At 51.1% G+C, this 22,818-nt stretch carries 21 protein-coding genes; 9 read left to right on the top strand and 12 right to left on the bottom strand.

What is annotated here, in order from left to right; all coding sequences use genetic code 11:
• Positions 1 to 239: 239 nt before the first annotated feature.
• The 9 genes from ACIF4X_RS07180 to ACIF4X_RS07140 all read left to right on the top strand — a co-directional run bounded on the left by ACIF4X_RS07180 (position 240) and on the right by ACIF4X_RS07140 (position 13,060).
• Positions 240 to 1,151 carry a glycosyltransferase family 2 protein gene (locus ACIF4X_RS07180; protein ID WP_397481563.1) on the top strand — a complete coding sequence of 304 codons (912 nt, stop codon included), beginning with the start codon at positions 240 to 242 and terminating at the stop codon, positions 1,149 to 1,151.
• Between the two features lie 667 nt (positions 1,152 to 1,818).
• A complete protein-coding gene (locus ACIF4X_RS07175) occupies positions 1,819 to 2,640 on the top strand; it encodes an ABC transporter permease (RefSeq protein ID WP_397481562.1) in 822 nt (273 codons plus the stop codon).
• Entirely contained in the window at positions 2,630 to 3,973 is a 1,344-nt protein-coding gene (locus ACIF4X_RS07170; protein ID WP_397481561.1) for an ABC transporter ATP-binding protein, read from the top strand. Before ACIF4X_RS07175 ends, ACIF4X_RS07170 begins: the two co-directional genes overlap by 11 nt.
• A gap of 55 nt (positions 3,974 to 4,028) precedes the next feature.
• Complete coding sequence (locus ACIF4X_RS07165; RefSeq protein WP_397481560.1) at positions 4,029 to 5,243, top strand: DegT/DnrJ/EryC1/StrS family aminotransferase; 1,215 nt, start codon at positions 4,029 to 4,031, stop codon at positions 5,241 to 5,243.
• A 10-nt stretch (positions 5,244 to 5,253) separates the two neighbouring features.
• Positions 5,254 to 5,940 carry a WbqC family protein gene (locus ACIF4X_RS07160; protein WP_397481559.1) on the top strand — a complete coding sequence of 229 codons (687 nt, stop codon included), beginning with the start codon at positions 5,254 to 5,256 and terminating at the stop codon, positions 5,938 to 5,940.
• Complete coding sequence (locus ACIF4X_RS07155; protein ID WP_397481558.1) at positions 5,933 to 6,868, top strand: sulfotransferase; 936 nt, start codon at positions 5,933 to 5,935, stop codon at positions 6,866 to 6,868. The genes ACIF4X_RS07160 and ACIF4X_RS07155 overlap by 8 nt, the downstream gene beginning before the upstream one ends.
• A 96-nt stretch (positions 6,869 to 6,964) precedes the next feature.
• Positions 6,965 to 9,862 carry a glycosyltransferase gene (locus ACIF4X_RS07150; RefSeq protein WP_397481557.1) on the top strand — a complete coding sequence of 966 codons (2,898 nt, stop codon included), beginning with the start codon at positions 6,965 to 6,967 and terminating at the stop codon, positions 9,860 to 9,862.
• 161 nt (positions 9,863 to 10,023) lie between these two features.
• Entirely contained in the window at positions 10,024 to 11,523 is a 1,500-nt protein-coding gene (locus ACIF4X_RS07145; RefSeq protein ID WP_397481556.1) for an MBOAT family O-acyltransferase, read from the top strand.
• 10 nt (positions 11,524 to 11,533) lie between these two features.
• Positions 11,534 to 13,060, top strand: coding sequence for a DHHW family protein (locus tag ACIF4X_RS07140; protein WP_397481555.1), 1,527 nt, complete (start codon positions 11,534 to 11,536; stop codon positions 13,058 to 13,060).
• A gap of 240 nt (positions 13,061 to 13,300) precedes the next feature.
• Here ACIF4X_RS07140 and ACIF4X_RS07135 read toward each other — a convergent pair whose 3' ends face one another.
• The 12 genes from ACIF4X_RS07135 to ACIF4X_RS07080 form a co-directional block, all read right to left on the bottom strand.
• Positions 13,301 to 14,683, bottom strand: a complete 1,383-nt coding sequence (locus ACIF4X_RS07135) for an FAD/NAD(P)-binding protein (RefSeq protein ID WP_397481553.1) — start codon at positions 14,681 to 14,683, stop codon at positions 13,301 to 13,303.
• Positions 14,680 to 15,273 (bottom strand): adenylyl-sulfate kinase, encoded by a 594-nt coding sequence (cysC, locus tag ACIF4X_RS07130; RefSeq protein WP_397481551.1) that lies wholly within the window; start codon positions 15,271 to 15,273, stop codon positions 14,680 to 14,682. Before cysC ends, ACIF4X_RS07135 begins: the two co-directional genes overlap by 4 nt.
• Before the next feature lie 112 nt (positions 15,274 to 15,385).
• Positions 15,386 to 16,390, bottom strand: a complete 1,005-nt coding sequence (locus ACIF4X_RS07125) for a glycosyltransferase family 4 protein (protein ID WP_397481549.1) — start codon at positions 16,388 to 16,390, stop codon at positions 15,386 to 15,388.
• Positions 16,387 to 17,346 (bottom strand): UDP-glucose 4-epimerase family protein, encoded by a 960-nt coding sequence (locus tag ACIF4X_RS07120; RefSeq protein WP_397481547.1) that lies wholly within the window; start codon positions 17,344 to 17,346, stop codon positions 16,387 to 16,389. Before ACIF4X_RS07120 ends, ACIF4X_RS07125 begins: the two co-directional genes overlap by 4 nt.
• Positions 17,343 to 18,266, bottom strand: coding sequence for a glycosyltransferase (locus ACIF4X_RS07115; protein WP_397481545.1), 924 nt, complete (start codon positions 18,264 to 18,266; stop codon positions 17,343 to 17,345). Before ACIF4X_RS07115 ends, ACIF4X_RS07120 begins: the two co-directional genes overlap by 4 nt.
• A 55-nt stretch (positions 18,267 to 18,321) precedes the next feature.
• Positions 18,322 to 19,212, bottom strand: a complete 891-nt coding sequence (rfbA, locus tag ACIF4X_RS07110) for a glucose-1-phosphate thymidylyltransferase RfbA (protein ID WP_397481544.1) — start codon at positions 19,210 to 19,212, stop codon at positions 18,322 to 18,324.
• Entirely contained in the window at positions 19,209 to 20,102 is an 894-nt protein-coding gene (gene rfbD, locus ACIF4X_RS07105; RefSeq protein ID WP_397481542.1) for a dTDP-4-dehydrorhamnose reductase, read from the bottom strand. Before rfbD ends, rfbA begins: the two co-directional genes overlap by 4 nt.
• On the bottom strand, positions 20,099 to 21,175 hold the full coding sequence (rfbB, locus tag ACIF4X_RS07100; RefSeq protein ID WP_397481540.1) for a dTDP-glucose 4,6-dehydratase: 1,077 nt from the start codon (positions 21,173 to 21,175) through the stop codon (positions 20,099 to 20,101). The genes rfbD and rfbB overlap by 4 nt, the downstream gene beginning before the upstream one ends.
• Positions 21,176 to 21,398: 223 nt before the next feature.
• The gene (locus ACIF4X_RS07095) at positions 21,399 to 21,638 is read right to left on the bottom strand and encodes a lipopolysaccharide assembly protein LapA domain-containing protein (protein WP_397481538.1); all 240 of its coding nucleotides are present in this window, start codon (positions 21,636 to 21,638) and stop codon (positions 21,399 to 21,401) included.
• Positions 21,639 to 21,668: 30 nt separating this feature from the next.
• Positions 21,669 to 21,965, bottom strand: coding sequence for an integration host factor subunit beta (ihfB, locus tag ACIF4X_RS07090; RefSeq protein ID WP_003189779.1), 297 nt, complete (start codon positions 21,963 to 21,965; stop codon positions 21,669 to 21,671).
• A gap of 152 nt (positions 21,966 to 22,117) precedes the next feature.
• Positions 22,118 to 22,396 carry a hypothetical protein gene (locus tag ACIF4X_RS07085; RefSeq protein ID WP_397481537.1) on the bottom strand — a complete coding sequence of 93 codons (279 nt, stop codon included), beginning with the start codon at positions 22,394 to 22,396 and terminating at the stop codon, positions 22,118 to 22,120.
• 203 nt (positions 22,397 to 22,599) lie between these two features.
• Positions 22,600 to 22,818: S1 RNA-binding domain-containing protein (locus ACIF4X_RS07080; protein WP_397481535.1), on the bottom strand; the 219-nt coding region annotated here is incomplete at its 5' end.

The raw sequence follows: 22,818 nt of genomic DNA, 5'->3' as shown, positions 1-22,818 counted from the left end.
AAAAAAGGATCATCACACTGCTAGCGAGCAGCGCCCTCAATCAAGCGCATTGCCCAGCGCCGGGAATATGCGCCGCCTTATTACGCCGTGTAAAACACCGATAAACCCGGTAAACTACCCAGCTTAGACGTGATATCAAAGCTTCGTTTGCCACCATGGAAGAGCGTAAAAAACCTGTGCCCAATTGCCCCCCTCTTCACGCCGTGCCCCTGGGCCAACCAGCGCCAGGTTCCAAGTGTGTGGCCATTCTGCTTTGCACTTACAACGGCGGGAGCTTTCTTAAAGAGCAACTGGATTCGATTGCAGCTCAAAGCCACGCGCAATGGGTTGTTTACGCATCGGATGATGGCTCAACGGATGAGACGCTTGAAATCCTGCAACATTATCGCGAATCCTGGGGCCATGAGCGCCTGCTGATCAGCCAAGGACCGCGGCGCGGGTTTTCGAATAATTTCCTGTCCGTTTTGGGTCAAGCGTGCAGCCACCACGGATACTACGCTTTCTGCGATCAAGACGACTACTGGCATCCGACAAAGCTGCAAAGAGCACTTGACTGGATGGAGCTTCAGCCTACCACAACGCCCTCCCTGTATTGCGCACGCACTCGACTGGTTGATGAAACCGGCAATGTTGCCGGTCTTTCTCCTTTATTCAATAAACGCCCAAGTTTCGAAAATGCGCTGATGCAGAGTCTGGCAGGTGGCAACACCATGATGATAAACCAGAGTGCCTGCTCCTTACTTGATCTGACCCCTGCCAATACGCCATTGGTGTGTCATGACTGGTGGGCATATCTGTTGATCACCGGGTGCGGCGGAAACGTATATTGCGATCCGACACCCACTCTGGACTACAGACAACACGCACACAACGTAATAGGCGCCAACACTTCAGCGAAAAGCCGTCTTTATCGTCTAAAACGTATGTTTCAAGGATCTTTGCAAGAGTGGAACGCCACGAATATCGCCGCACTGACACTCCTCGCAACATATTTGACCCCGCGCAATCAGGTAAAACTTGAGCGCTTCGAACAGTCTCGTGAAGCCCGTCTTGCCAAGCGGATCAAGTTGATGATCACGGGCCGTTTTTACCGACAAACCATAATGGGCAATCTGGGTCTGGCGCTGGCCGTTCTCATTAAAAGAATCTAAAACGGCCTGCCGAGACGATCTTCACTGACAACTCAATAACTTTGAGCACATCAGAATCTCATTTCTCGAGATGAACCAGCGTAGCGTTTTCAGATTCATTTTCCCGGCAGCCCTGCTCGTCCATGTCTGGATTCAGATAAAACCTGCGGATAGCGCGACAGCTTGTGCACAGCCTGACACCGGGGATTGTCTGAGTCGAAGTATCTACGACAGCTTTAGCCAGCAGCGGAACGCAGGTAGAGAGGTAGCGCATCGGATGCCCCCCATCGCCGGACTCAAGAGTTTCTCAAGACCAGAAGTCGTAAAGGCCCCAACGAGCGCAATGATTGATAGCCCTGAAACGTCATGTCCTGTTACCCTTGAAGAGCTATGCCCTAGGGATATTTCCCAATAAAATCAGCTCCAGCCGGAATCCGTAGGTGGCGGTCGGCTACTACTCATCAGCGTAGGGCTTTCAAGCATTAGGTATATAGATGAACCCATTCAAAAATCGCGTTTCTGGCACCGGTGGATCAACCATATTCGATGCTCGCCTTGATCCCGGTTCTAAATTCGCGACCATGTTTCTTTCGTTAACGTACAACACCAGTATAGAAAAGAAACTTTACGCCCACTCTGGCAAACATGCCTTGGGCGAAGCATGTTCTGATGTCGAGGTCTCCGCTTAATGCGTATTTTTCCCGCAACGCCGTTAGAAATGATCGCGAGTCTCTGGCGCCATCGCGCACTTATTCACGCATCAGCCAAACGTGAAGTATTGGGCCGTTATCGTGGCTCGATGCTGGGCTTGCTTTGGTCATTCTTCAACCCACTGTTTATGCTTGTTGTGTACACATTCGTATTTAGTGTGGTGTTTAAAGCTCGATGGGGCACCGGAGGTGGAGACTCTAAAATAGAATTTGCCCTCGTTTTATTTGCTGGCTTGATTGTCTTCAACTTGTTTGCAGAGTGTGTGAACCGAGCGCCAGGGCTGATCCTTTCGAATGCCAACTATGTCAAAAAAGTAATCTTTCCATTGGAGATATTACCTTTCGTAGGATTGCTGGCCGCGTTCTACCACGCGGCTATAAGTCTTATTGTGTGGCTGGTTGCCTATACCCTTTTGATTGGCACGCCTCAGATCACCACCCTCTATGTACCGTTGATCCTAATACCTTTTTCCCTGTTTATCATGGGACTGTGCTGGACACTGGCATCGCTGGGTGTTTTTCTGCGTGACGTTTCCCAGCTTATCTCCGTATTGACATCGGTCCTGATGTTTTTGAGCCCGATTTTTTATCCAGCCAGTGCACTGCCAGAGGAATATCAGCACGTTCTATACTTCAATCCTTTGGTGCCAATCATCGAAATGATTCGGGATGTACTCTATTGGGGCAAGACTCCCGACCTGGCCTCTCTGGCACTTTATTGGCTTGGAGCCGCAACGATAGCCTGGGTAGGATTTGCCTGGTTTCAGAAGACAAGAAAGGGGTTTGCCGATGTCCTCTGATATCGCAATTAAAATCGAGAATCTGAGCAAGTGTTATCAGATTTATAACACTCCACGAGATCGCCTCAAGCAGTTTATCCTGCCCGGTTTCCAGCGAGCTGTTGGCATGCAGACTCAACAGTATTTCCGTGAGTTTTGGGCTTTGAGGGATATTTCCTTCGAAGTCAAAAAAGGCGAAACCGTCGGCGTTATCGGTCGCAATGGTGGCGGCAAGTCAACACTGCTGCAACTCATCTGCGGCACGCTCAACCCCACCAGCGGAACGATCCAGACCAATGGGCGGATCGCCGCACTACTTGAACTTGGTTCTGGCTTCAACCCCGAGTTCACTGGCCGTGAAAACGTATACTTGAGCTGCGCCCTCCTTGGACTTACCAAAGAGGAAACCGACGCACGGTTTGACGATGTCGCCAGTTTCGCGGATATCGGCAGCTTTATTGAGCAGCCCGTCAAAACGTACTCGAGCGGTATGTTCGTGCGACTCGCTTTCGCCGTGAACATCGTGTCCCAGCCAGACATCATGATCGTAGATGAAGCACTGGCCGTTGGTGACATGAGTTTTCAGGCAAAGTGCATGACTGCATTGCGCCGTATCCAGGACAACGGGGCGACAGTCCTTTTTGTCAGTCATGACATTGGCAGCATCAGGAGTCTTTGCTCTCAAGCCGCGTATCTTGAAAAAGGCATCCTGAAAGGATTTGGTAAAGCCAGCACACTTACAGAAGAGTACATCCGGGTTACCCGCGAAGAGCTCAACAGCGAGGTACTCAAGTACCTGCCGGAGATCAAGCCTCCCGCGCTCGATGCACCAGAAAACTCATCTTCTTCACCAGCAGCACTGGGCTTTAAAGAATCGCTTGAATTCGATCGCCGCGCCGCTGAGTTCCGTTATGGCGTGGGTGGCGTAAAAATCGCATTCGCTGAATTGGTAGATGAAGAGGATCAGCCAGTAGTTACAGCTGAATTCAATCAGAAAGTCAGGCTGAAAATTTACATTGAAGCGCACGAGCAAACAGACTGCTCGGTCAATTACTACATCCAGGATGACAAGAAAATACTGATCCTGGGCGCTGGACTCAGGACGGTGGGCCAGCCTCTACTGCACTGTGAACCCGGCAAAAGATACGCAGTGTCCTATGGCACCCTCCTGCCGCTGCAGGAAGGCAATTACAGCATCCAAATACAAATCTCCAGACCTTTGATCCTGGATCAAAGTGCTGAGTTTTTGGACGTAATCGATGATGCTGTCGTTTTCAACGTTCAGCGACGGGCTGCAGGGCGTATATGGGCGAAGGCCTACGTGGACAACACTATTGAGGTGCAACAGCTATGAGCCTCACTGCGACCAGCGCCCTGAGCTATTTCAACGCCAACAGATATCGCTCGCTGTGGAATTCCAACGCCTCGGATTCCACAACTCAGTTATCAAAAGCCAGGTGCGATTTTTTCACTTGCAGCTACGTTGCCAAGCTTGGCTTAAAACCTTCCAGCAATTTATATGGTTTATCAAAATCATGATCCCGGTTACCCGAACTTTTCTTCCAGATCTGGATGTCTATACCGGATACCTTCAAGGCATTTGGGAATCCGGACAACTTACTAACAATGGCCCATTGGTCAAGCAACTGCGCGAGAAACTTTGCGAGACATTGGGCACCCCCCATCTCCAGCTTGTCACCAACGGCACGCTTGCGTTGCAACTTGCCATCAAGGCTCTCGGACTGGAAGGCGAAGTCATAACCACGCCTTACAGCTATGTAGCCACAACGAATGCGATCCTCTGGGAAGGCTGCACGCCTGTATTTGTGGATGTCGACGCCGATTCGTTTTGCATTGATCCCGACTTGATCGAAGCGGCAATCACGGAAAACACGACAGCGATACTGGCAACCCACGTTTATGGTTACCCTTGCGACGTCGTGCGTATTCAACAAATTGCAGACCGTCACAACCTGAAAGTGATCTATGACGCTGCGCACGCCTACGGTGTCCGTCTGCACAATGACTCCCTGTTGAACCACGGTGACTGCAGCACCCTGAGCTTCCACGCCACCAAGCTTTTCCATACGGGAGAAGGTGGGGCTGTCGTGTTTCGTGATTCAGACGTGGAGCAGCGCGCGTTTTTGATGAGCAAGTTTGGTCATCTGGGCGAAGATAACTACATCGGTCTTGGCATCAACACAAAAATGTCCGAACTGCATGCCGCCATGGGCCTGAGTATGCTTGGGCACGTCGATGGCATTATCGAGGCTCGTCGGCAATGCTCGGCCTGGTATGACGAACGCCTCGCAGGCGTCAGCCTTAAACGGCCTAAAGTAGTCGAGGAACTTGAATACAACTACGCCTACTATCCGGTAGTGTTCGATACCCATGAAAAAGCAATGGCAGTGCGAGATGCCCTGCAGAACCAGGAAATCTTCCCGCGCCGCTACTTCCATCCGTCACTCAACACACTGCCCTTCCTGCAAGAGTCCATGCAGCGGCCGTGCCCTGTGTCCGAATCGCTAGCACAACGCGTACTGTCCCTGCCCTTGTATGCAACGCTTACCGAGCAGGAAATAGACAGGATCTGCGCCTGTATCAAGAATACGCTCGAGCCTTGAGGTGGACCGTTTGAAACTGGCGATCATGCAGCCTTATCTATTCCCGTATCTAGGCTACTTCCAGCTCATGCGCGCGGTAGATGCGTTTGTAGTTTACGACGACGTCAACTTCATCAAGGGTGGCTGGATCAACCGGAACTACGTCTTTTGCAATGGCAACAGGCAACTCATTACATTGCCATTGCTCGCGGCCAGCCCGAACAAGCTGATCAACCAGATTGAAATCAGCAGCCAGCACAAGATTTTGCAGAGCATCCGACAAAACTACCGCAAGGCGCCCTACTTCGAGAGCATTTACCCCTTGTTGGAGAGCATCCTCAGGTACGAATCGCGCAATCTCGCCGACTTTCTGGATTTCCAGTTGCGGAGCCTCTGTACGCAACTGGATCTGCGCCCGACGTGGTACACCTCTTCGGCACTCGTGAAAAACTGTGAGCTACGAGGGCAAGACAAGGTTCTCGCCATTTGCGAGGAGCTTGGAGCTACAGAATATATCAACCTGCCCGGAGGCAAGGTACTCTATGGCCCCCAAGCCTTCGCGTCACAAGGCTTGAAGCTTTCCTTCATCGAGCCGCGAGCGGTCAGGTACCAGCAGTTCGGCGACGGCTTTTTGCCCAATTTGTCCATCATTGACGTGATGATGTTCAATGACAAAGAGCAATGCGCAAAATTGCTCCAGGAGTATGACCTTGGTTGACAATAGAACGAGCAAGTTCCGCCGTAACGAGTTATTGGAAAAACTGCTCAGCGAATTGAATACAGATCTGCAGCCATCCGAGAAGGAACTGGTAAAGCAACAAAGGCCTGATCGCAATCCTTACCCTTTGATACTGGTGATGGGCCCTCTGCGTAGCGGGACTACGCTCTTCACTCAATGGCTCGCGAATACCGGTCTGGTTGCCTATCCAACCAATATACTGTCGCGTTTTTATCAAGCGCCTATTATCGGTGCCAAAGTTCAGCTTTTACTGACCGACCCGCGTTTTGATTTCCGCGGTGAGCTGTCCGAGTTCGCTCAGCAAGCTGAATATCGCTCTGAAAACGGCAAGACCAAGGGCGTGCTTGCCCCCAACGAATTCTGGTATTTCTGGCGGCGCTTTCTTGCAGATCCGGGTCGCGACGTCTGGAGTGATGAAGAACTGCAGCAGAGCATGGATGTGCAGACCATGCAGGGAGAGTTGTCGGGGATGATGCAAGTATTCCAGAAACCCTTTGCAGCAAAGGGAATGCTTTTCAACTACAACATCCCTTTCCTCGATTCAGTACTAAAGAACGTACTGTTTGTTCATATCGTCAGAAATGAGGTATCCAACGCCGAATCGGTACTGGAAGCACGCAAGCGGCAACTGGGTGATGAAAACGAGTGGTACTCGTTCGATATTCCAGAAAAAGAACAGCTGATGCACCTAAGTCCATTCGAGCAAGCTATAGGCCAGGTTCGTGCAATCAATCAAGCGGTTGAGGCCGGGTTGTCGAATGTTGCAGATGCCAGGAAGATGGTTGTCCCGTACGAAGACTTCTGCAATGATCCTGAAAAGTACTTTGAAGAGCTAACTTCGAAACTGAAAATCACGGGCGCGCAATACACGGGCGATACAAAATTCGAAGTAACAAGAAAACGGTGAGTTAGAGATTCACAATAAAAACTCTGTTGTGTTTTAAGAGCCGGCAAAACCATATCAAGGGCCGCTCAAACGCACCGACAACGATGGTAATAATTTATGTTACAAGCGCCGAAAGTCTCAGTCATATTAACCTCCTTCAATCACGCAAAATATTTACGCGAAGCGATTGATAGCGTGCTGAATCAAACATTCAGAGACTTCGAGCTCATCATTTGGGACGACGCCTCGCAGGATGACTCGTGGGAGATCATCAACAGCTATACTGACGAGCGCATCAGAGCGTTTCAAAACAGTGAATCCAGGCGTGGCGTCTATGGCATTAACAAGGCCATTACGGAAGTCGCCCAGGGTGGATATATTGCGATTCATCACTCCGATGATCTATGGACTTCGGACAAGCTTCAAAAGCAAGTGGACTTTCTAGACTCCCACCAGAGCATCGGCGCAGTTTTTACCAATGCGCAGGCGGTTGATGAGGGCGGCGCACCTCACCCGGACACGTCACATTACTATTACTCTATATTTGATCAACACAATCGCTCTCGCCATCAATGGCTTCGCTTGTTTTTTGAGATTGGCAATGTACTTTGCCATCCGAGCGTACTCATTCGTCGTCAATGCTACAGTGACTGCGGACTGTACCGTTTCGGTTTGGCGCAAATTGCCGATTTCGATATGTGGATCAGATTGTGCCTCAAACATGAAATTCACGTCTTGCCGGAGAAGCTCGTAAGGTTTCGCGTTAGAGATAACGAAGCTAACTCCAGCGGAAGTCGCCCAGAAACACGGGCGCGCGTTCTATTTGAATTCAGCATGCTCCTGCCTAATTATCTTGAGCTCAACGACAAAGATGACCTCATCAAGGTATTCCCCGAGGCGCAGGCGTTTTATAGTGAGCGCGACGATTCAGCACATTATGCATTGGCGCGGGCAATGCTGGAGACCAGAAAGTTCGACTTTGTGGTGCCCTTCGCACTGAATCTGATATTCGAGATACTCAACGATCCGATCAAGAAAAACCACATAAAATTCGACGCCAACCAATTTGCAAAGCTGACCAGCGAACTTGACCCATTGAAAGTTGTTTATTTCGATAAACTAAATCAAGCGGCAGCGGAAACCAACACACAACTGTTAGAGCGCAACGCACAATTGGCCGAGCGTGACACACAGTTAAATGAACGTGATCTAAAAATCCACGACTACGATGTTCAGACAACAAAGCTTTACGCACAAGCAAACGAACTCTACGCAAAAATAGCTGAGCGTGACATGCAGATCGTCGAGCGTGACGAGAAAGTCGTAGAGCAAAACATACAGCTCGCAGAACGTGATGCGCAGATCACCGAACGTGACACACAAATAGCCGATCGCGACGCTATCATTAACTATCGCGACGCACAGATAGCTGCTGTCTATGCCTCGACGAGCTGGTCCGTTACCAAGCCGTTACGGGGACTCAGCGCTCTTTTGATAAGACGAAAAAAGCACGAAAGCGGGAAGACTGAAGAAATGAATCAAAATGCCAAACTTAGTCTGCTATACAGACTGATCAAACTAAGCATTACAAATCCGGTATTTGTAATCAAAAACCTTAGTTTGGCAAACGTCCGTCGACTGCTGGCGGCGGTACCACGACATAACGTGGAAACCGTCATCAACGTAGCGAAAGAAAAGATCGAGCAAGATAAAGTGCTCGCGCGCGTTCAGCAAGCAGATGAAACCTCTCATCCCGGCCTGCTCAAAGCGCAAGCACTGGAAAAATGCTACCCGGGAATCACGGCACCTGTTGGCCTGGGGAACATCCCGCTGCTGGAAGAGAAGATTTCCGCGCCCCCTTATCAAATCGATCCCTTGGCCCCCGCCCGAGTGAACGTGTTGCTGCCTCAACTGGATCCGTTGATCATGTTCGGCGGCTACATTGCCTGCTTACAGTTCATCTGCAAAATCCAGGCTGAAGGTTTCAAAGTCAGAATTCTGCTTACGGAATCCGATCGCTTCGACCGTGAAGGGGTAAACGCAAAGCTCGCCTCGAACCCGGCATTGCAGCGGGCCGTTGCTGACGCAGAGGTTGAAGACATCACTCAGGGGATACACCCGACAGTAATCTCGCCCAATGACGCTTTCGTGGGCTATTCGTTCTGGACCTGTATCAAAGCGCACCACCTGGCAAAAGCCATCGACAAGGAGTTCATTTTCTTTCTGCAGGAGTTTGAACCGATTTTTCACTCGCATGACTCTTTGTATGCGATTGGCAGCTATGTGTACCGCTTGCCGCACAAGGTCATCTTCAACACTGATCTGCTGGCCGACTACTTCCGAAGCAAACAACTCGGGGTATTCTCTCGCCACCAAGGTGAAGAACTGGAAAATCGTTATGTCGCTTTCCAGCACGCGCTGACACCGACCACGCCACCATCGATCGAGCAACTGGCCAATCGCGAAACCAAGCGCCTGTTATTCTACGGACGCCCAGAAGGGCACGCTCGTCGCAACATCTTCGAGATTGGCATCCTCGGTCTCAAGGCTGCCATTGCTAATGGCGCGTTTGATAGCGATTGGGAGTTTCACGGTGTTGGTACGCTGGGTCCGGACTACGAAGTTGATTTGGGTCACGGCCGCGTCATGAAGCTGAGCGGCACGCTGCCACAAAGCGATTATGGTAAAGCGTTGGGTGAGTTTGATATCGGCTTGAGTCTGATGCTGGCACCGCATCCAAGTATTCTGCCGTTCGAAATGGCCTCTGCTGCCCAGGTGGTTGTGACCAACACCTATGAATCTCGTACGGCGGAAGTGTTGCGAGCGATATCCTCCAACATAGAACCGTGTGAAGCGGATCCATTCTCCGTTGCTGAGGCCTTGGAAACCGCAGTGGCGCGTGTTGATGATAGCGAAGCTCGTATCAAAGGCGCATCGTTCGACTGGGTTCGGGACTGGGAAGACTCTTTTAATCCGCAAGTCATCGAGAAGATCTCCAAGATCTTGCGGGCTTAAGCACCACGGTACCTGGTTCAGACTTTCATCTGACGTCAGTGGAGGCATTATTCACTACGATGAAAGAGATCCGGGTACCGCGATTGGCTTGTTTTTAAAGGTCCGGGGGCTAAAAAGCTTTTTCCAGGCCTTTCCTATCATTCCATTAGGCATACACCGACATGATTTTCAGCTCGTGGCAGTTCATTCTGCTTTTTCTGCCCATTTCATTCTTTGTCTATTTCTGGTTAAACGACCGACGTTTAATCGTGGCAGGAAAGGTCTGGCTGGTTGCCGTCAGCCTGCTTTTCTATGCCTACTGGGATGTTCATTACCTCCCTCTCATTTTGGGTTCGATCTTCCTCAACTTCGCGATAGGTACTGGCCTCGCCCAAGCACACAAGGCTTCCCTTGATGACATCAAGAGGACACATCACGCAGTTAACAGAAAGGTTGTTCTGACAACAGGAATCGTGGCTAACCTGGTGCTCTTGGGATACTTCAAGTACACCGACTTTCTAATTGACAACGTTAACGCCGTATTGGGCACTCACTACGCTATTCGGCATATCCTCCTGCCCTTGGCGATCAGCTTCTTTACCTTTACCCAGATCGTTTACCTGGTGGATAGCTATCGAGGTGAAACAGCAGAGTACGACCTGCTCAATTACTCGCTATTCGTAACATTCTTTCCGCACCTGATTGCCGGTCCGATCGTACACCACCGCCAGATCATGCCGCAGTTTGCTTCACGCTGGACCCTGGTGCGCAGATACCCGAACATACTCAAGGGTTTGTTTATCTTTGCAATCGGCCTATTCAAAAAGGTAGTCATTGCAGACAGTTTCGCCGTCTGGGCCACTGCTGGATTTGATGGCAGCCATAGCCTCGGATTTTTCGAAGCATGGGCAACCAGCCTGGCTTATACATTCCAGCTATATTTTGACTTCAGTGGCTATTGCGATATGGCCATCGGGGCATCGCTGCTCTTTAACATCTGGCTGCCAATCAACTTCAACTCGCCTTATAAAGCCCTGAGCATTCAGGATTTCTGGCGGCGCTGGCACATTACACTCAGTCATTTTCTGCGAGATTATCTTTATATCCCCTTTGGCGGTAATCGCTCTGGCGAGTTTCGTACCTACATCAATCTATTTGCGACATTCTTGCTTGGCGGCCTCTGGCACGGTGCGACGTGGATGTTTGTGATCTGGGGAGCTCTGCACGGCGCAGCGTTGGTTATTCATCGTTTGTGGTCACAATTGCGCCGCCCTATGTCTCCGATCCTGGGCTGGTTTCTGACCTTTATGTTCGTGAACGTCACATGGGTATTTTTCCGCGCCAAGACAATGGACGACGCAATGCGCGTGCTGAGCGGCATGGTTGATGTGAGTTCAGCATTTGGACATACCGCAGCAACAGTACCGGTATCCGATCTGGCCTGGGGAGGCCGGCTGTCCGATGTTGCATTGAGCATCATGCCCGCAACGCTAGTTGGCCAATTGCCAATTTTCCTCGCGATTATTGCTGCATTCATAATCGTTGCCCAAAAGAACTCGCTTGAAATGGCGAAGGGAGTGATCGGTAAGTGGAGACTGGCCTACGGTGCAGTCCTATTCTCGGTAGCGATGTGTTTCATGCTCGCGGCTACCAGCTCAGTATTCCTCTACTTCAACTTTTGATGGCGCCAACATGAAACGTAGCGTACTTATTTTTCTATCATCAATTTTGCTCGTGCTGTTGTGCATCCCGGCAATCAACATTCTGACCGCACCGAACAAAAGCGCGATAAAACTTACTCAGAAATCCTTTCTTTACAACATGGACTTTGTTGCCCAGTGGACTTCAAAAGTACTTTATCCATTCGGTATCAGCATAGATTCCAAACAGGTCGTTATCGGTAAGGATGACTGGCTTTATCTGGGCGACAAGTACCACGAAACTCTCTCGAATAATCGACGTGCGCCAACAGATTCGGACATAGTCATAGCGAAGAGAATTGTGGCGGCCACCAAGAGCTGGAACTCTTACCTGGCAGATAGAGGCGTAAAAGCCTTCCGCATCATGATCGGACCAGACAAGAGCAGCATCTACCCTGAACATTTGCCAGCATGGGCCATTCCAGCCCCGTTCAATCCGACTGATGCTCTTTTGGCTGAAGCCGAACCGGGACGCTTTATTGATCTTCGACCGACCCTGTTGGCGGCGAAGAAAACACACTCTGAAGATCTTTACTTCAGGACAGATACTCACTGGAATGCGCTGGGCGCCGGGCTGGCATTTCAGGCTTTTGCCAATGTAGTTGGTAAAGCTTCTCCCGAAATCAAATGGCCTTCAGCAGAGGCGTACGGGGTTACCCAGGTCAAGAAGATACACGGTGGTGATTTGGCGAATTTCCTCAGGCTTGCACCAAGCCTCTCCGATAGCGAGCCACTCCTCAACGTTGGCAACCTGCCGATCAAGACGAAGCGAATTGACTTCGCCACCCAAAAAGTACTGTTTGAAGGTGGTAACACGGAAATCGGATCTACCAATAAAGCATTTATTGTAAAGTCTGAAGGTGCACTCAATAACAAAAAAGTACTTTGGCTGAGGGATTCATTCGGCAGCAGCATGTCTCCCTTGATGGCTGCGACATTTAGCGAAGTGCTCCAACTTCACTGGAATGTGGCCACGGGACCTGATGGCAATTTCACTGAACTGGTTGAAAAATGGAAGCCGGACTACGTATTTTTCACCGTAGTCGAGCGCGATTTTTCGTCACTTTGGTCAAGCAGCTTGCCTGTGATCAGTGTGATACCTAAAAATGCAAACTTCCAGGTTGGGAGTTTTGCTTCGACGGCCAAAGCCAATCAATTGAAATCCGGCCCGTCAGTTAACGAGTACGAAATCAATGGCGACGACGCCTACGTCGACTTCTCATTTTCAAGTAAGGATGCACGGATCGGCGCAGATTACCTCAACATCGATCTGACATGTAGTGACGGATCTCCAACCGTTCCACTACAGTTGTTCTGGATGGAAAATGGACAATCCTACTATGATGAAGCGCATAGCACTCGTTTGCTGTTGCGAACCGGGCAGTCGCTGATCAATCTTAAAACCGTTCCGAAATGGCCGGTAGGCGATGACATTAAACGTGTTCGCGTGGATGTTGAGGCGCTTAATAAGTGCACTCGCTTTACGCTCGGCAATCCAAGTTTCGGTGTGCAGGAATGACCTTCTGAGAACAGAGGAGGTGCACGGCACCACGGTGAAACGGTTGCCGGCCCTCCCCTGCTTGAATCATTGAGTTGATGGCGCACGCTCACAGCTGCCTCCGCCAATGTTGAAAAAAGCCAATGGCCTACAATGCTGTTGGCTTTTTTTTAATCTGGGAAACTCGAAAACGAGCCTACACAATGCAAAAGCCCCAACCGTGTAACGGTTGGGGCTTTAGACGTGTAAGGAGGAAGTCTATTAAGAAGCCTCGGTTCCATTGATCAAAAAGCTTTTGACGATTTTACTCGCCAGAGCCCGGGCATGCTGACGAAGCTCTGGAACTGCCGTAGCTTCCCACAAACGAGCCTTTAGCATAGGACCGACATAACTTAACCACTCCAGACTTTCCCCGGACCGATCAATCACCGCGTAGTTGCTAGCGACCTTAATGCCGAGGTGCAAATCGTCAGCGCAGATCACGGACTCATTCAACAAGTAAGAAATGAAAGGATCGGTAATTTTACCGATGTCCGTGCACGGCCCTGTACAGTTAATGACCTGATCGAACCGACGCTCGACAATCTGATTAGTGCCTCTTAGCTTGATATGTACCAAGACGCTCTCTCCCTCGAAGTCAATCGCGACAATTCGTCCGGCGATCGAGCTTGCAGTGGACGCCGCAAGCGCTTCCTGAAAGATGCCGAAAGTCTGCGGGGCGACTCGGTGGCGATAGACATCCCAATGCGGTTGCAAGTGGCGTAAAAAGCGTTTTCGCTCGTTAGTCGGCAGGCGTTCCCACAAAGTGGAAGTGATCGGCCTCAGCGCGGCGACAACTTCGCGCCAGTGTTCGGGGGAGCGGGCAACTTCCCGCCGAATCAGCCGAGTGTATTCAGAAACAGCGGGAGCAGCGCCAAGCAAATCATCACAAATCGTTGTCGCGAATCCTTGCGCAGGTAACCGCTCTCTATGTGCGGTCGGCAGTAACCCACGACGCGAAACCATAGTGATTTTGGCTGCCGGATGCGTCCTGCGTAAAGAAATCAACGTATCGACTGCGGTCAAACCACTTCCGATCAGCAGAACCCGGGGCGCCTCGTGGTTAACATCAGCAGCGACTGCAGACCAGGGATCTCCGACATAGGCTGCGCAGCCATCAAGTTTTTGCAAACCCTGAGGCTTGGCGGGTGAAAAATTCCCAAAGGACAAGACGACATGATCCGCAGGAATCCGCTCCCCCGTCTGAAGTTCTAAAACGGCTCCGGTGCCCGAGGGTTCAATCGATAGCACCTCACCTGTCAAACGCGAACACTGGACGTCAGACTCTTTTTCGGCTTGAGCGAGTAAATCACTCAGATATGCCCCGTACATTTTTCGCGAAACAAAACTTCCGGAATGCGCCTCTGGATCAAACTTTCGAAAAAACTCGAGGAACGAATCGGGATCATCAACCAGTGCAGACATATTGCCTGCGGGAACATTCAGCAAGTGATCAGGGCTGCTGGTTCCATAGGCTAACCCACGCGCCATTTTGCCTGAACGATTGATAATGGTGAGTTGGGATCCCTTGGGCGCATGCTTGAGAAACTCAATAGCTGTTACTGCCCCGCTAAAGCCCGCACCGATGATGACTAATCGCTTCACTTGGCATTCCATTGTTTCAAGTAAGCCATGATGGTATCCACCCCCTCATCTATTGAATGAGTCAGGGTATCGATTTTAACTTGAGGAGAATCCGGCACTTCATAAGGCGAATCGATGCCAGTGAAGTTCTTGATCAGCCCCTGCCGAGCTCTACTGTAGAGGCCTTTTGGATCGCGTCGCTCGCATTCGCTCAGCGGCGTATCAAGATAGACTTCGATAAAAGACTCGTCACCAATCACACTGCGGGCAAGTGCACGATCTCGATGGAACGGGGATATGAAGGACGTAATCACAATAAGCCCGGCATCCAGGAAAAGGTTGGCTACTTCCGCCACCCGCCTGATGTTTTCCGTTCTATCCTGATCTCCGAATCCAAGGTCCTTGCACAACCCCATTCGTACGTTATCGCCGTCAAGCAAATAAGTATGAAAGCCATTCGCTATGAGTTTTTGTTCAAGCGCATCCGCCAGCGAAGACTTGCCCGAGCCACTAAGACCGGTCAGCCAGATCACTACGGGACGCTGATTTTTTTGCTCGCCACGCACCCGACTGGTCGTCGAAATAGGTTGGCAAGTGAGATTATTCTGCATAATTTCTCGTCATTTTGATGTCTGACCATTTTCGAATGCAGTACCGACCGGCCAGAGGATAGCCTGCTTCGAGATTGTAAAACGCCCCGGCCTGATGCAGATACCTTGCGATTCAGGCCTTGCCGGCACCCAAGCGGTACGCGAGATAGATGAGCGGAGCAAATGCAATGAGCAGAGCCTTTATTACGCTCAATGTGCCCAACGCAACGAGCATCGATACCGGCAGCAGAAACAGCACATTTATCATCAGAATTGTGAGCGTAACGTTCTTGTGGCCTACACGTCGGGCGGCATGTTGGTATGCGTGCGAACTGTGTGCCTGATAAACCTTGTCACCTTTGAGCAGACGCCGCACCAGTGTCCATGTTGCATCCACAATGAAAACGCCCAACAGGATGATCCAGCTGAATAACAGCTCAGGCTTGCTCCAGGCTGCTTGAAGAGATAAAACGGCGAGAACGATACCGAGAAAGCCACTCCCCGCATCGCCCATGAAAATCTTCGCCGGAGGGAAATTCCACCATAAAAAACCTGCAACCGCTGCCGCCAGCATCAGAGGCCCCCAAATCAGCTCAACGCTTCCAAGGACGTAATAAATCAGACACATCCCCAAGCAAGCGCTGATCGCTTCGGCACTTGCCAAACCATCTATGCCGTCCATGAAATTATAGAGGTTGAGCATCCAGACCATATAAAACAGCGCGAGAAAGCACCCGCCCAATCCCGGTTCAATGCTTATACCCCAAAATAAAATCGCAGGCAGTCCATTCAGCCAATACAAGGCCCAGGCGGCAGCGACAAAATGGCCAATCAATCGCCATCTGGCAGCAATGTGCCCGTGGTCATCAACGAACCCGAGAATGGCGATCAGCAAGCCTGAACCCGATAGACCCCAGAGTGCGGTGGGGCTGAGCAAATTCAGATGGGCGAGGATTGGTACGGCAAGTAGAAAGGCAGCAACAATCGCAACGCCCCCGCCTCTTGGTGTTGGCACAGAATGGGAACTGCGCTCATTGGGTATGTCCATCAAGCTTTTCGCCAAAGCATATCGGCGCAGCACCAATGTCAAAACCCAGGACAATACGAATACGGCAAGTAACAGCCACCAAACATTCATCTCTTTACGTTTTCCCGATAATGGTCAGCGGTCTGACGCATTGCGTCGTCAACACTGACGGGCGGCGTCCACCCCAGCAATTCTCGATTTTTACCAATGTCAATTTGCAGCGATCCGCAAAGTCGTTGGGCGAAAGCTTGCTTACCTAATGTCGTTGCCGCCAGCTTCAATAGCCACGCTGGCACGGGCACAAGTCGCGCGGGTCTACCCATTGCGCGGGAAAGGCGTCGTAGCAATTGCGTCGTGGACAAGTCTTCGCCATCACTTACTAAAAATGTCTGATTGGCCGCTGCGGGGTGATCAATGCATACGTCGATCAAATTCACGAGATTGCCAATTGCTACAAAACTTCGCTGATTTCGGATCAATCCAAGTGGCAGAGGAATGCCCTTATCAAGCCACATCATCATGTTCTGAAAGTTGGCCTTCACGCCAGGGCCATAAACCAGGGGAGGCCGAATAATGACAACTTCCATCCCGGTTTCGGAGTGTAGTTTCTTCAACGCTTGTTCGGCTTCGTACTTGGAGATACCGTAAGGATCCACGGGATGCGGCTGGTCGTCTGCTTCATAGACGCTGGGAGCAAATGAGCCTTCACCGTTGACTTTGATTGAACTGACAAAAATAAAGCGTTTGACTCCCGATTCCGCAGCCCGCCGCGCGAGCCTCAAGGTTCCGTCAACGTTAACCTTACGGAATTCCGTCAAAGCATCTTCTGCGGTTTCATTCATGACATGCACTCGAGCCGCAGCATGAATGACCACGTGAACATCATCCAGTGCAGGCAAAACATCCATATTCATATCGAAGGGCTGGACTGAGCACAATCCATTTAACCGTGTGGCTCCACGCGATGCTGCGATCGGACAAAATTTCTTGTCCGCCAGCAGTCTGAAAACCACAGCTTCTCCGACAAAACCGCTGGCCCCTGTCACCAATACCTTCAGGGCACTCATTGCACCTTATTCCCAATCAACGCAGTAACCCAGCAAATACAAAAGAAAAAAAACTTGTCCCTTACCCGACGCCGACACCGCCAGGCACTGAATGAAAGTTTAATTAACTGCCTGCGCCGCAGTTTGAGCCACGTCATTACAAACGGGTCTTTATCCTGCTCAACCAGTTGCACAATCAATTGCACCTGATTGAACCACCAGCCGTCATGAATAGTTTTGTAACGGGCAAGCAATGGTGCCAAACCCTTATTCGCGCCTACCTGATTACGTTCATGCTGGCGATAGTCCATGGTAGGCTCAGGGTCTATGTACCAGAGAAAACCATGGCTACGGGCGAAGGAATAGCAATACCAATCGTGCAGACTGACATCTTGTAATAGACGCCAATTATCGATCATTGACACCTTCAATGAATCCACGAGTTTTTTGCTCATTACGTAAGTACAACCAGGCCCCGCCGCCTCAAACAGAAAGTCCCACTCAACCTGAAGCTGCGCTTTATTCAGCAAATGGGTTTTTCCATCTGGCCAAAAAGCCGTGACATTACTGGAATAGGCGTCGACTTGACGACTGTGGATGGCATGAGTCGCACGCTGAAGCTTGTCTACGTGCCAAATATCATCCTGATCGGCAAAGGCAACGAAATCGAAGGTTTCAAACTCGACATCGCGGATGAGTCGGAAAAAATTACGAGATGCCCCACCAAAACTGCCCGCTGGCGGCAAGACCCGAACTTGAGGGTGCTTAGAAGCGTAAACCGCACACCACGCTTCTGTACCGTCGGTGGAGGGGTCGATACTTATATAAACGGTTACATCAACAGCTGACTGGTGGAGAATCGAGGCCAACTGCTCCTCGATCCACTGCATGCCATTATAAGCAGCCAGCAAAACTGCAACCTTGGGATGTTTTACTGGCATGCCATTCCTGCTTGCACTGAAAAACGCTGATGTTCGACGGGATCTGGCGTTCGAATCAGTGGGAAGGTGAGTCCAGCAGTTTCTGAAGATACTGACCGTAGCCAGTTTTCTTCAGCGCGTCGGCTTGTTCACCCAACTGCTCGGCGGAAATCCAACCGTTGTGGAAAGCGATCTCTTCCAGGCACGCAACCTTCAGACCTTGGCGCTGTTCGATAGTGTGTACAAAGTGACTGGCCTCGAGCAAAGAATCGTGAGTGCCCGTGTCGAGCCAAGCGAAACCACGGCCAAGCATCTCGACACTGAGAGACTTGCGCTCAAGATAAACACGGTTCACGTCAGTAATTTCCAGCTCACCACGTTCGGAAGGCTTGATGTTCTTGGCTATTTCCACAACTTCGTTGTCGTAGAAATAAAGACCTGTTACTGCGTAGTTGGATTTGGGTTTCAGCGGTTTCTCTTCAATGCTGAGCGCTCGGCCTGAGGCGTCGAACTCTACAACACCGAAACGCTCGGGATCAGAAACATGATAGCCAAAGACGGTCGCACCGTTCTTCTGTTCTGTAGCCGAACGCAAATTGTCCGAGAAATGTTGGCCATAGAAAATATTGTCGCCGAGGATCAGGCAGCAAGGATCCTGACCAATGAACTCTTCACCGATAATGAAAGCCTGAGCCAGTCCATCCGGAGTAGGTTGCTCTGCATAGGTCAATTGGATGCCATACAGACTGCCGTCGCCCAGCAACTTGCGAAACAACGGCAAGTCTTCAGGGGTGGAAATGATCAGTATTTCGCGCATCCCCGCCAGCATCAAAACCGACAGGGGATAGAAAATCATCGGCTTGTCATAGATCGGCAGCATTTGCTTGGAAACACCCAGCGTCAGCGGGTGTAGACGGGTGCCCGAACCACCAGCGAGAATAATGCCTTTACGATTTGTCGTGTTCATCTGTTCAGAACTTCCATAAGCATTCGGGTTACACCACTTTGCCAATCCGGCAAGTGCAGAGAAAAATTGTCGCGCAGCTTCTGAGTATTCAATCGGGAATTCAGAGGGCGGCGCGCAGGTGTCGGATAAGCAGTTGTTTCGATGGCGTTGACCGTCGTCACAGCCAACTCCTCGCCTTGGACTTTTGCGAAGTCAATTACGTGACTGGCATATCCATGCCAGGACACTTCACCAGCTGAGGCCAAATGATAGAGACCAGCCAGTTCTGGACGCTTGATGATTTGCTGAATAGCCAACGCCGTAACGTCAGCGATCAGATCCGCACCTGTAGGAGCACCGATCTGATCCGCAATCACGCTCAACGTTTCGCGGTCCTTCGCCAGCCGTAGCATTGTCTTTGCGAAGTTGTTGCCGCGCGTACCGTAAACCCAGCTAGTGCGGAAGATCAGGTACTTGCAACCCGACGCGATAATTGCCTGTTCGCCGGCTAACTTGCTGAAGCCATAATGATTCACCGGCGCAACAGCATCCGTCTCCTGCCATGGCGTCACGCCTTGGCCACTGAAGACGTAATCCGTTGAGTAATGAACCAGCCAGGCGCCCAACGCTGCGGCTTCTTTGGCCATAATGCCACTCGCAAGGCCGTTTACGCGATCTGCCAACTCAGTATCCGACTCAGCTTTGTCAACCGCCGTATAGGCAGCAGCATTAACGATCACGTCGGGCTTTACCTGACGAATCGTTGCGCCCAAGGTTTCAAGATTAGATAGATCACCGCTCAGACCATCAACGGAATGCCGATCAAGAGCGACCAGTTCTCCAAGCGGCGCCAGTGAGCGTTGCAGCTCCCAGCCCACCTGACCGTTCTTTCCTAAAAGAAGGATCTTCATGCTTTGCTCGAACGATCCGCGTAGTTCTGATCAATCCACTGCTGGTAGCTACCGCTCTTCACGTGCTCAACCCACTCAGTGTTATTCAGATACCACTCAACAGTCTTGCGAATACCAGTCTCGAAAGTCTCTTCCGGTGTCCAGCCCAGTTCTCGCTGAATCTTGCTAGCGTCGATTGCATAACGAACGTCGTGGCCAGGACGATCCTGTACATAAGTAATCAGGCTGGCATACGGACGGTGAGCTGAATCAGGACGCAATTCATCGAGCAACGCACAGAGGGTGTGCACCACTTCGATATTTTGTTTTTCGTTATGACCGCCGATGTTGTAAGTCTCACCGATCACGCCTTCGGTGACGACTTTGTACAACGCGCGCGCGTGATCTTCGACATACAGCCAGTCACGAACCTGGTTGCCTTTGCCATAAACCGGCAAAGGCTTGCCTTCCAGCGCATTGAGAATGATCAGCGGGATCAGTTTCTCAGGGAAATGGCATGGGCCGTAGTTGTTCGAGCAGTTAGTCACTAAGGTAGGCAGGCCGTAAGTACGGGCCCAGGCACGAACCAGGTGATCGGAGCTGGCCTTACTGGCCGAGTAAGGCGAACTTGGCTGGTAAGGCGTGGTTTCGGTGAAGAGGTCTTCCGGACCTTCGAGGTCTCCGTAAACTTCGTCAGTCGAAATATGGTGAAAGCGGAAACTGGCTTTACGCGCATCATCCAGCGCGGCCCAGTAGTGGCGGGCAGCTTCAAGCAGCGTGTACGTGCCGATGATATTGGTCTGGATGAACTCGGACGGACCGGAGATCGAGCGATCAACGTGGGATTCTGCGGCCAGGTGCATGATTGCATCTGGTTGGTGTTCACGCAGGACACGGTCGATCTGATCACGATCACAGATATCGACGCGTTCAAATGCATAGCGCGAATTCTGGCTGACTTCTGCCAGTGACTCCAGATTACCGGCGTAAGTCAGCTTATCGACGTTAACGACAGCATCGGACGTATTGGAGATGATGTGACGGATGACTGCCGAGCCAATAAAGCCGGCGCCGCCGGTAACTAGAATTTTCACGCGAAACGATACCCTTGAGCTGCGGATAGCGCTGCCACTGAGCGCCATCTAATCCATGAATGCAGAGGCCAGTCGCAATTGGCATCCGTCAGAGTCAGTCTGAATCGACATGCATTAAGGCACGATCGAACAAGGGGAGCATTTTACAGCTTAATGATGGTTTTACTAATGGATAAAGACAGACTGAGGCGCAATTTCGACAGATGCCCTGCGCCTGTCGTTTTCAGACCAGTCGCTTGCGTGCGGCTCTGGACGAACGCCCCAGAAACCAGCCCAATACAGGGCCGATCAACATGCCGATCAACAGTGCTAACACTGCAACTAGCGACACTGGCAACTGCGGGCCGGAAAAACCTAGAAACAAAAGCGAAACCGACTGCTGATTCTCAAGCACAAACGCCAGAATAATCAGGACCATCAGCAGAAGAAATACGCCAAGAAGCACGCGCTTGAGGTTATGCATTTGCGCCTCCCTGATAATAAGTAGCGAAGATCAAACCCCCTCCTCCTCTTCCTCATTTACCCGATCACGCAGCTCTTTGCCCGGCTTGAAATGCGGAACGAATTTACCGTCAAGACTGACGGATTGGCCGGTCTTCGGATTACGACCGACGCGCGGCGCACGGTAGTGCAGGGAGAAGCTGCCAAACCCACGGATCTCGATGCGATCACCGGTGGCAAGGCATTGGGACATTTGCTCAAGCATGGTCTTGATGGCCAGCTCCACATCCTTGGATGAGAGCAGCCCTTGATGGGTGACAATTCGTTCGATCAACTCCGACTTCGTCATATTTTTCCCTTCTTTTTCAAGCAGCTAGATCAGCGCTTGAAAGGTTTTAGCACGCCCGGAAGATTTTGAACAGCCCAGGGATTGACATATCTTCCATCGCGTCGAAACGCCCGTTTTCAGGGCATCGCAGCAACATACAGGGCACCGCATACTTAACGGCATATCACCAGCATGGTGCGCGTCACGTAGCCTGCCGGGTTGAAGCCAAAAGGAAACTCATCTTCATCCTTGGCATCATCCGATCGGGTGATCACCTTGTACCCCGCCCCCTTGCACTCCTTCGCTGCGCGCTTTTGGCACTTCTCCCAGCCGGAGCCCAACCCGGAGCAGTCGACCTCTATACCACTGACACCGCGCACGGCATGAGTCTTGGCACTGGTCGTACAGCCAGTCAGAACCAGTACAGCCATGAGGACAATAAACTTGTTCATCCACTTCCTTATGCCAGGCAACTGCCCGACGACTACACGCTTAAGACCAAGCTTAGTCGTGAATAGGCGATTGATCCGATTAAAGAATCGGACCGCCCGGAAGCCAGATTGGTTTCACCAAACCCTCATGCAAGCCGCGAACCCTAAATCGCAGGCACAAAAAAGGGCGACCGAAGTCGCCCTTTTTCATGATCAAGCAGAACTTAGTTCTGTTTGGCCATTGCCTGGCGCAGCAGTGCCGCCATGGTGGTGTCGCCAGTAGGAGCTTCTTCAGCCTTCAGGCTTTGGATAGCTTCTTTCTCTTCAGCATCGTCTTTCGACTTGATGGAGAGCTGGATCACGCGGCTCTTGCGGTCAACGCTGATGATCTTGGCTTCTACTTCCTGGCCTTCTTTCAGAACGTTGCGCGCGTCTTCAACGCG

This window comes from Pseudomonas sp. NPDC085632, from assembly GCF_044541255.1.
Classification (GTDB): Bacteria; Pseudomonadota; Gammaproteobacteria; order Pseudomonadales; family Pseudomonadaceae; genus Aquipseudomonas.
The sequence above is the reverse complement of the archived record's forward strand: the minus strand, read 5'-3'. Positions and strand labels throughout refer to the sequence as shown.

What these genes read in the sequence shown, in the direction of transcription:
- ACIF4X_RS07175 (WP_397481562.1), top strand. Translation starts at nt 1,819, where the DNA reads ATGCGTATTTTTCCCGCAACGCCGTTAGAAATGATCGCGAGTCTCTGG.
- ACIF4X_RS07170 (WP_397481561.1), top strand. Translation starts at nt 2,630, where the DNA reads ATGTCCTCTGATATCGCAATTAAAATCGAGAATCTGAGCAAGTGTTAT.
- ACIF4X_RS07150 (WP_397481557.1), top strand. Translation starts at nt 6,965, where the DNA reads ATGTTACAAGCGCCGAAAGTCTCAGTCATATTAACCTCCTTCAATCAC.
- ACIF4X_RS07145 (WP_397481556.1), top strand. Translation starts at nt 10,024, where the DNA reads ATGATTTTCAGCTCGTGGCAGTTCATTCTGCTTTTTCTGCCCATTTCA.
- ACIF4X_RS07140 (WP_397481555.1), top strand. Translation starts at nt 11,534, where the DNA reads ATGAAACGTAGCGTACTTATTTTTCTATCATCAATTTTGCTCGTGCTG.
- cysC (WP_397481551.1), bottom strand. Translation starts at nt 15,273, where the DNA reads ATGCAGAATAATCTCACTTGCCAACCTATTTCGACGACCAGTCGGGTG.
- ACIF4X_RS07125 (WP_397481549.1), bottom strand. Translation starts at nt 16,390, where the DNA reads ATGAATGTTTGGTGGCTGTTACTTGCCGTATTCGTATTGTCCTGGGTT.
- ACIF4X_RS07120 (WP_397481547.1), bottom strand. Translation starts at nt 17,346, where the DNA reads ATGAGTGCCCTGAAGGTATTGGTGACAGGGGCCAGCGGTTTTGTCGGA.
- ACIF4X_RS07115 (WP_397481545.1), bottom strand. Translation starts at nt 18,266, where the DNA reads ATGCCAGTAAAACATCCCAAGGTTGCAGTTTTGCTGGCTGCTTATAAT.
- rfbA (WP_397481544.1), bottom strand. Translation starts at nt 19,212, where the DNA reads ATGAACACGACAAATCGTAAAGGCATTATTCTCGCTGGTGGTTCGGGC.
- rfbD (WP_397481542.1), bottom strand. Translation starts at nt 20,102, where the DNA reads ATGAAGATCCTTCTTTTAGGAAAGAACGGTCAGGTGGGCTGGGAGCTG.
- ACIF4X_RS07095 (WP_397481538.1), bottom strand. Translation starts at nt 21,638, where the DNA reads ATGCATAACCTCAAGCGCGTGCTTCTTGGCGTATTTCTTCTGCTGATG.
- ihfB (WP_003189779.1), bottom strand. Translation starts at nt 21,965, where the DNA reads ATGACGAAGTCGGAGTTGATCGAACGAATTGTCACCCATCAAGGGCTG.
- ACIF4X_RS07085 (WP_397481537.1), bottom strand. Translation starts at nt 22,396, where the DNA reads ATGAACAAGTTTATTGTCCTCATGGCTGTACTGGTTCTGACTGGCTGT.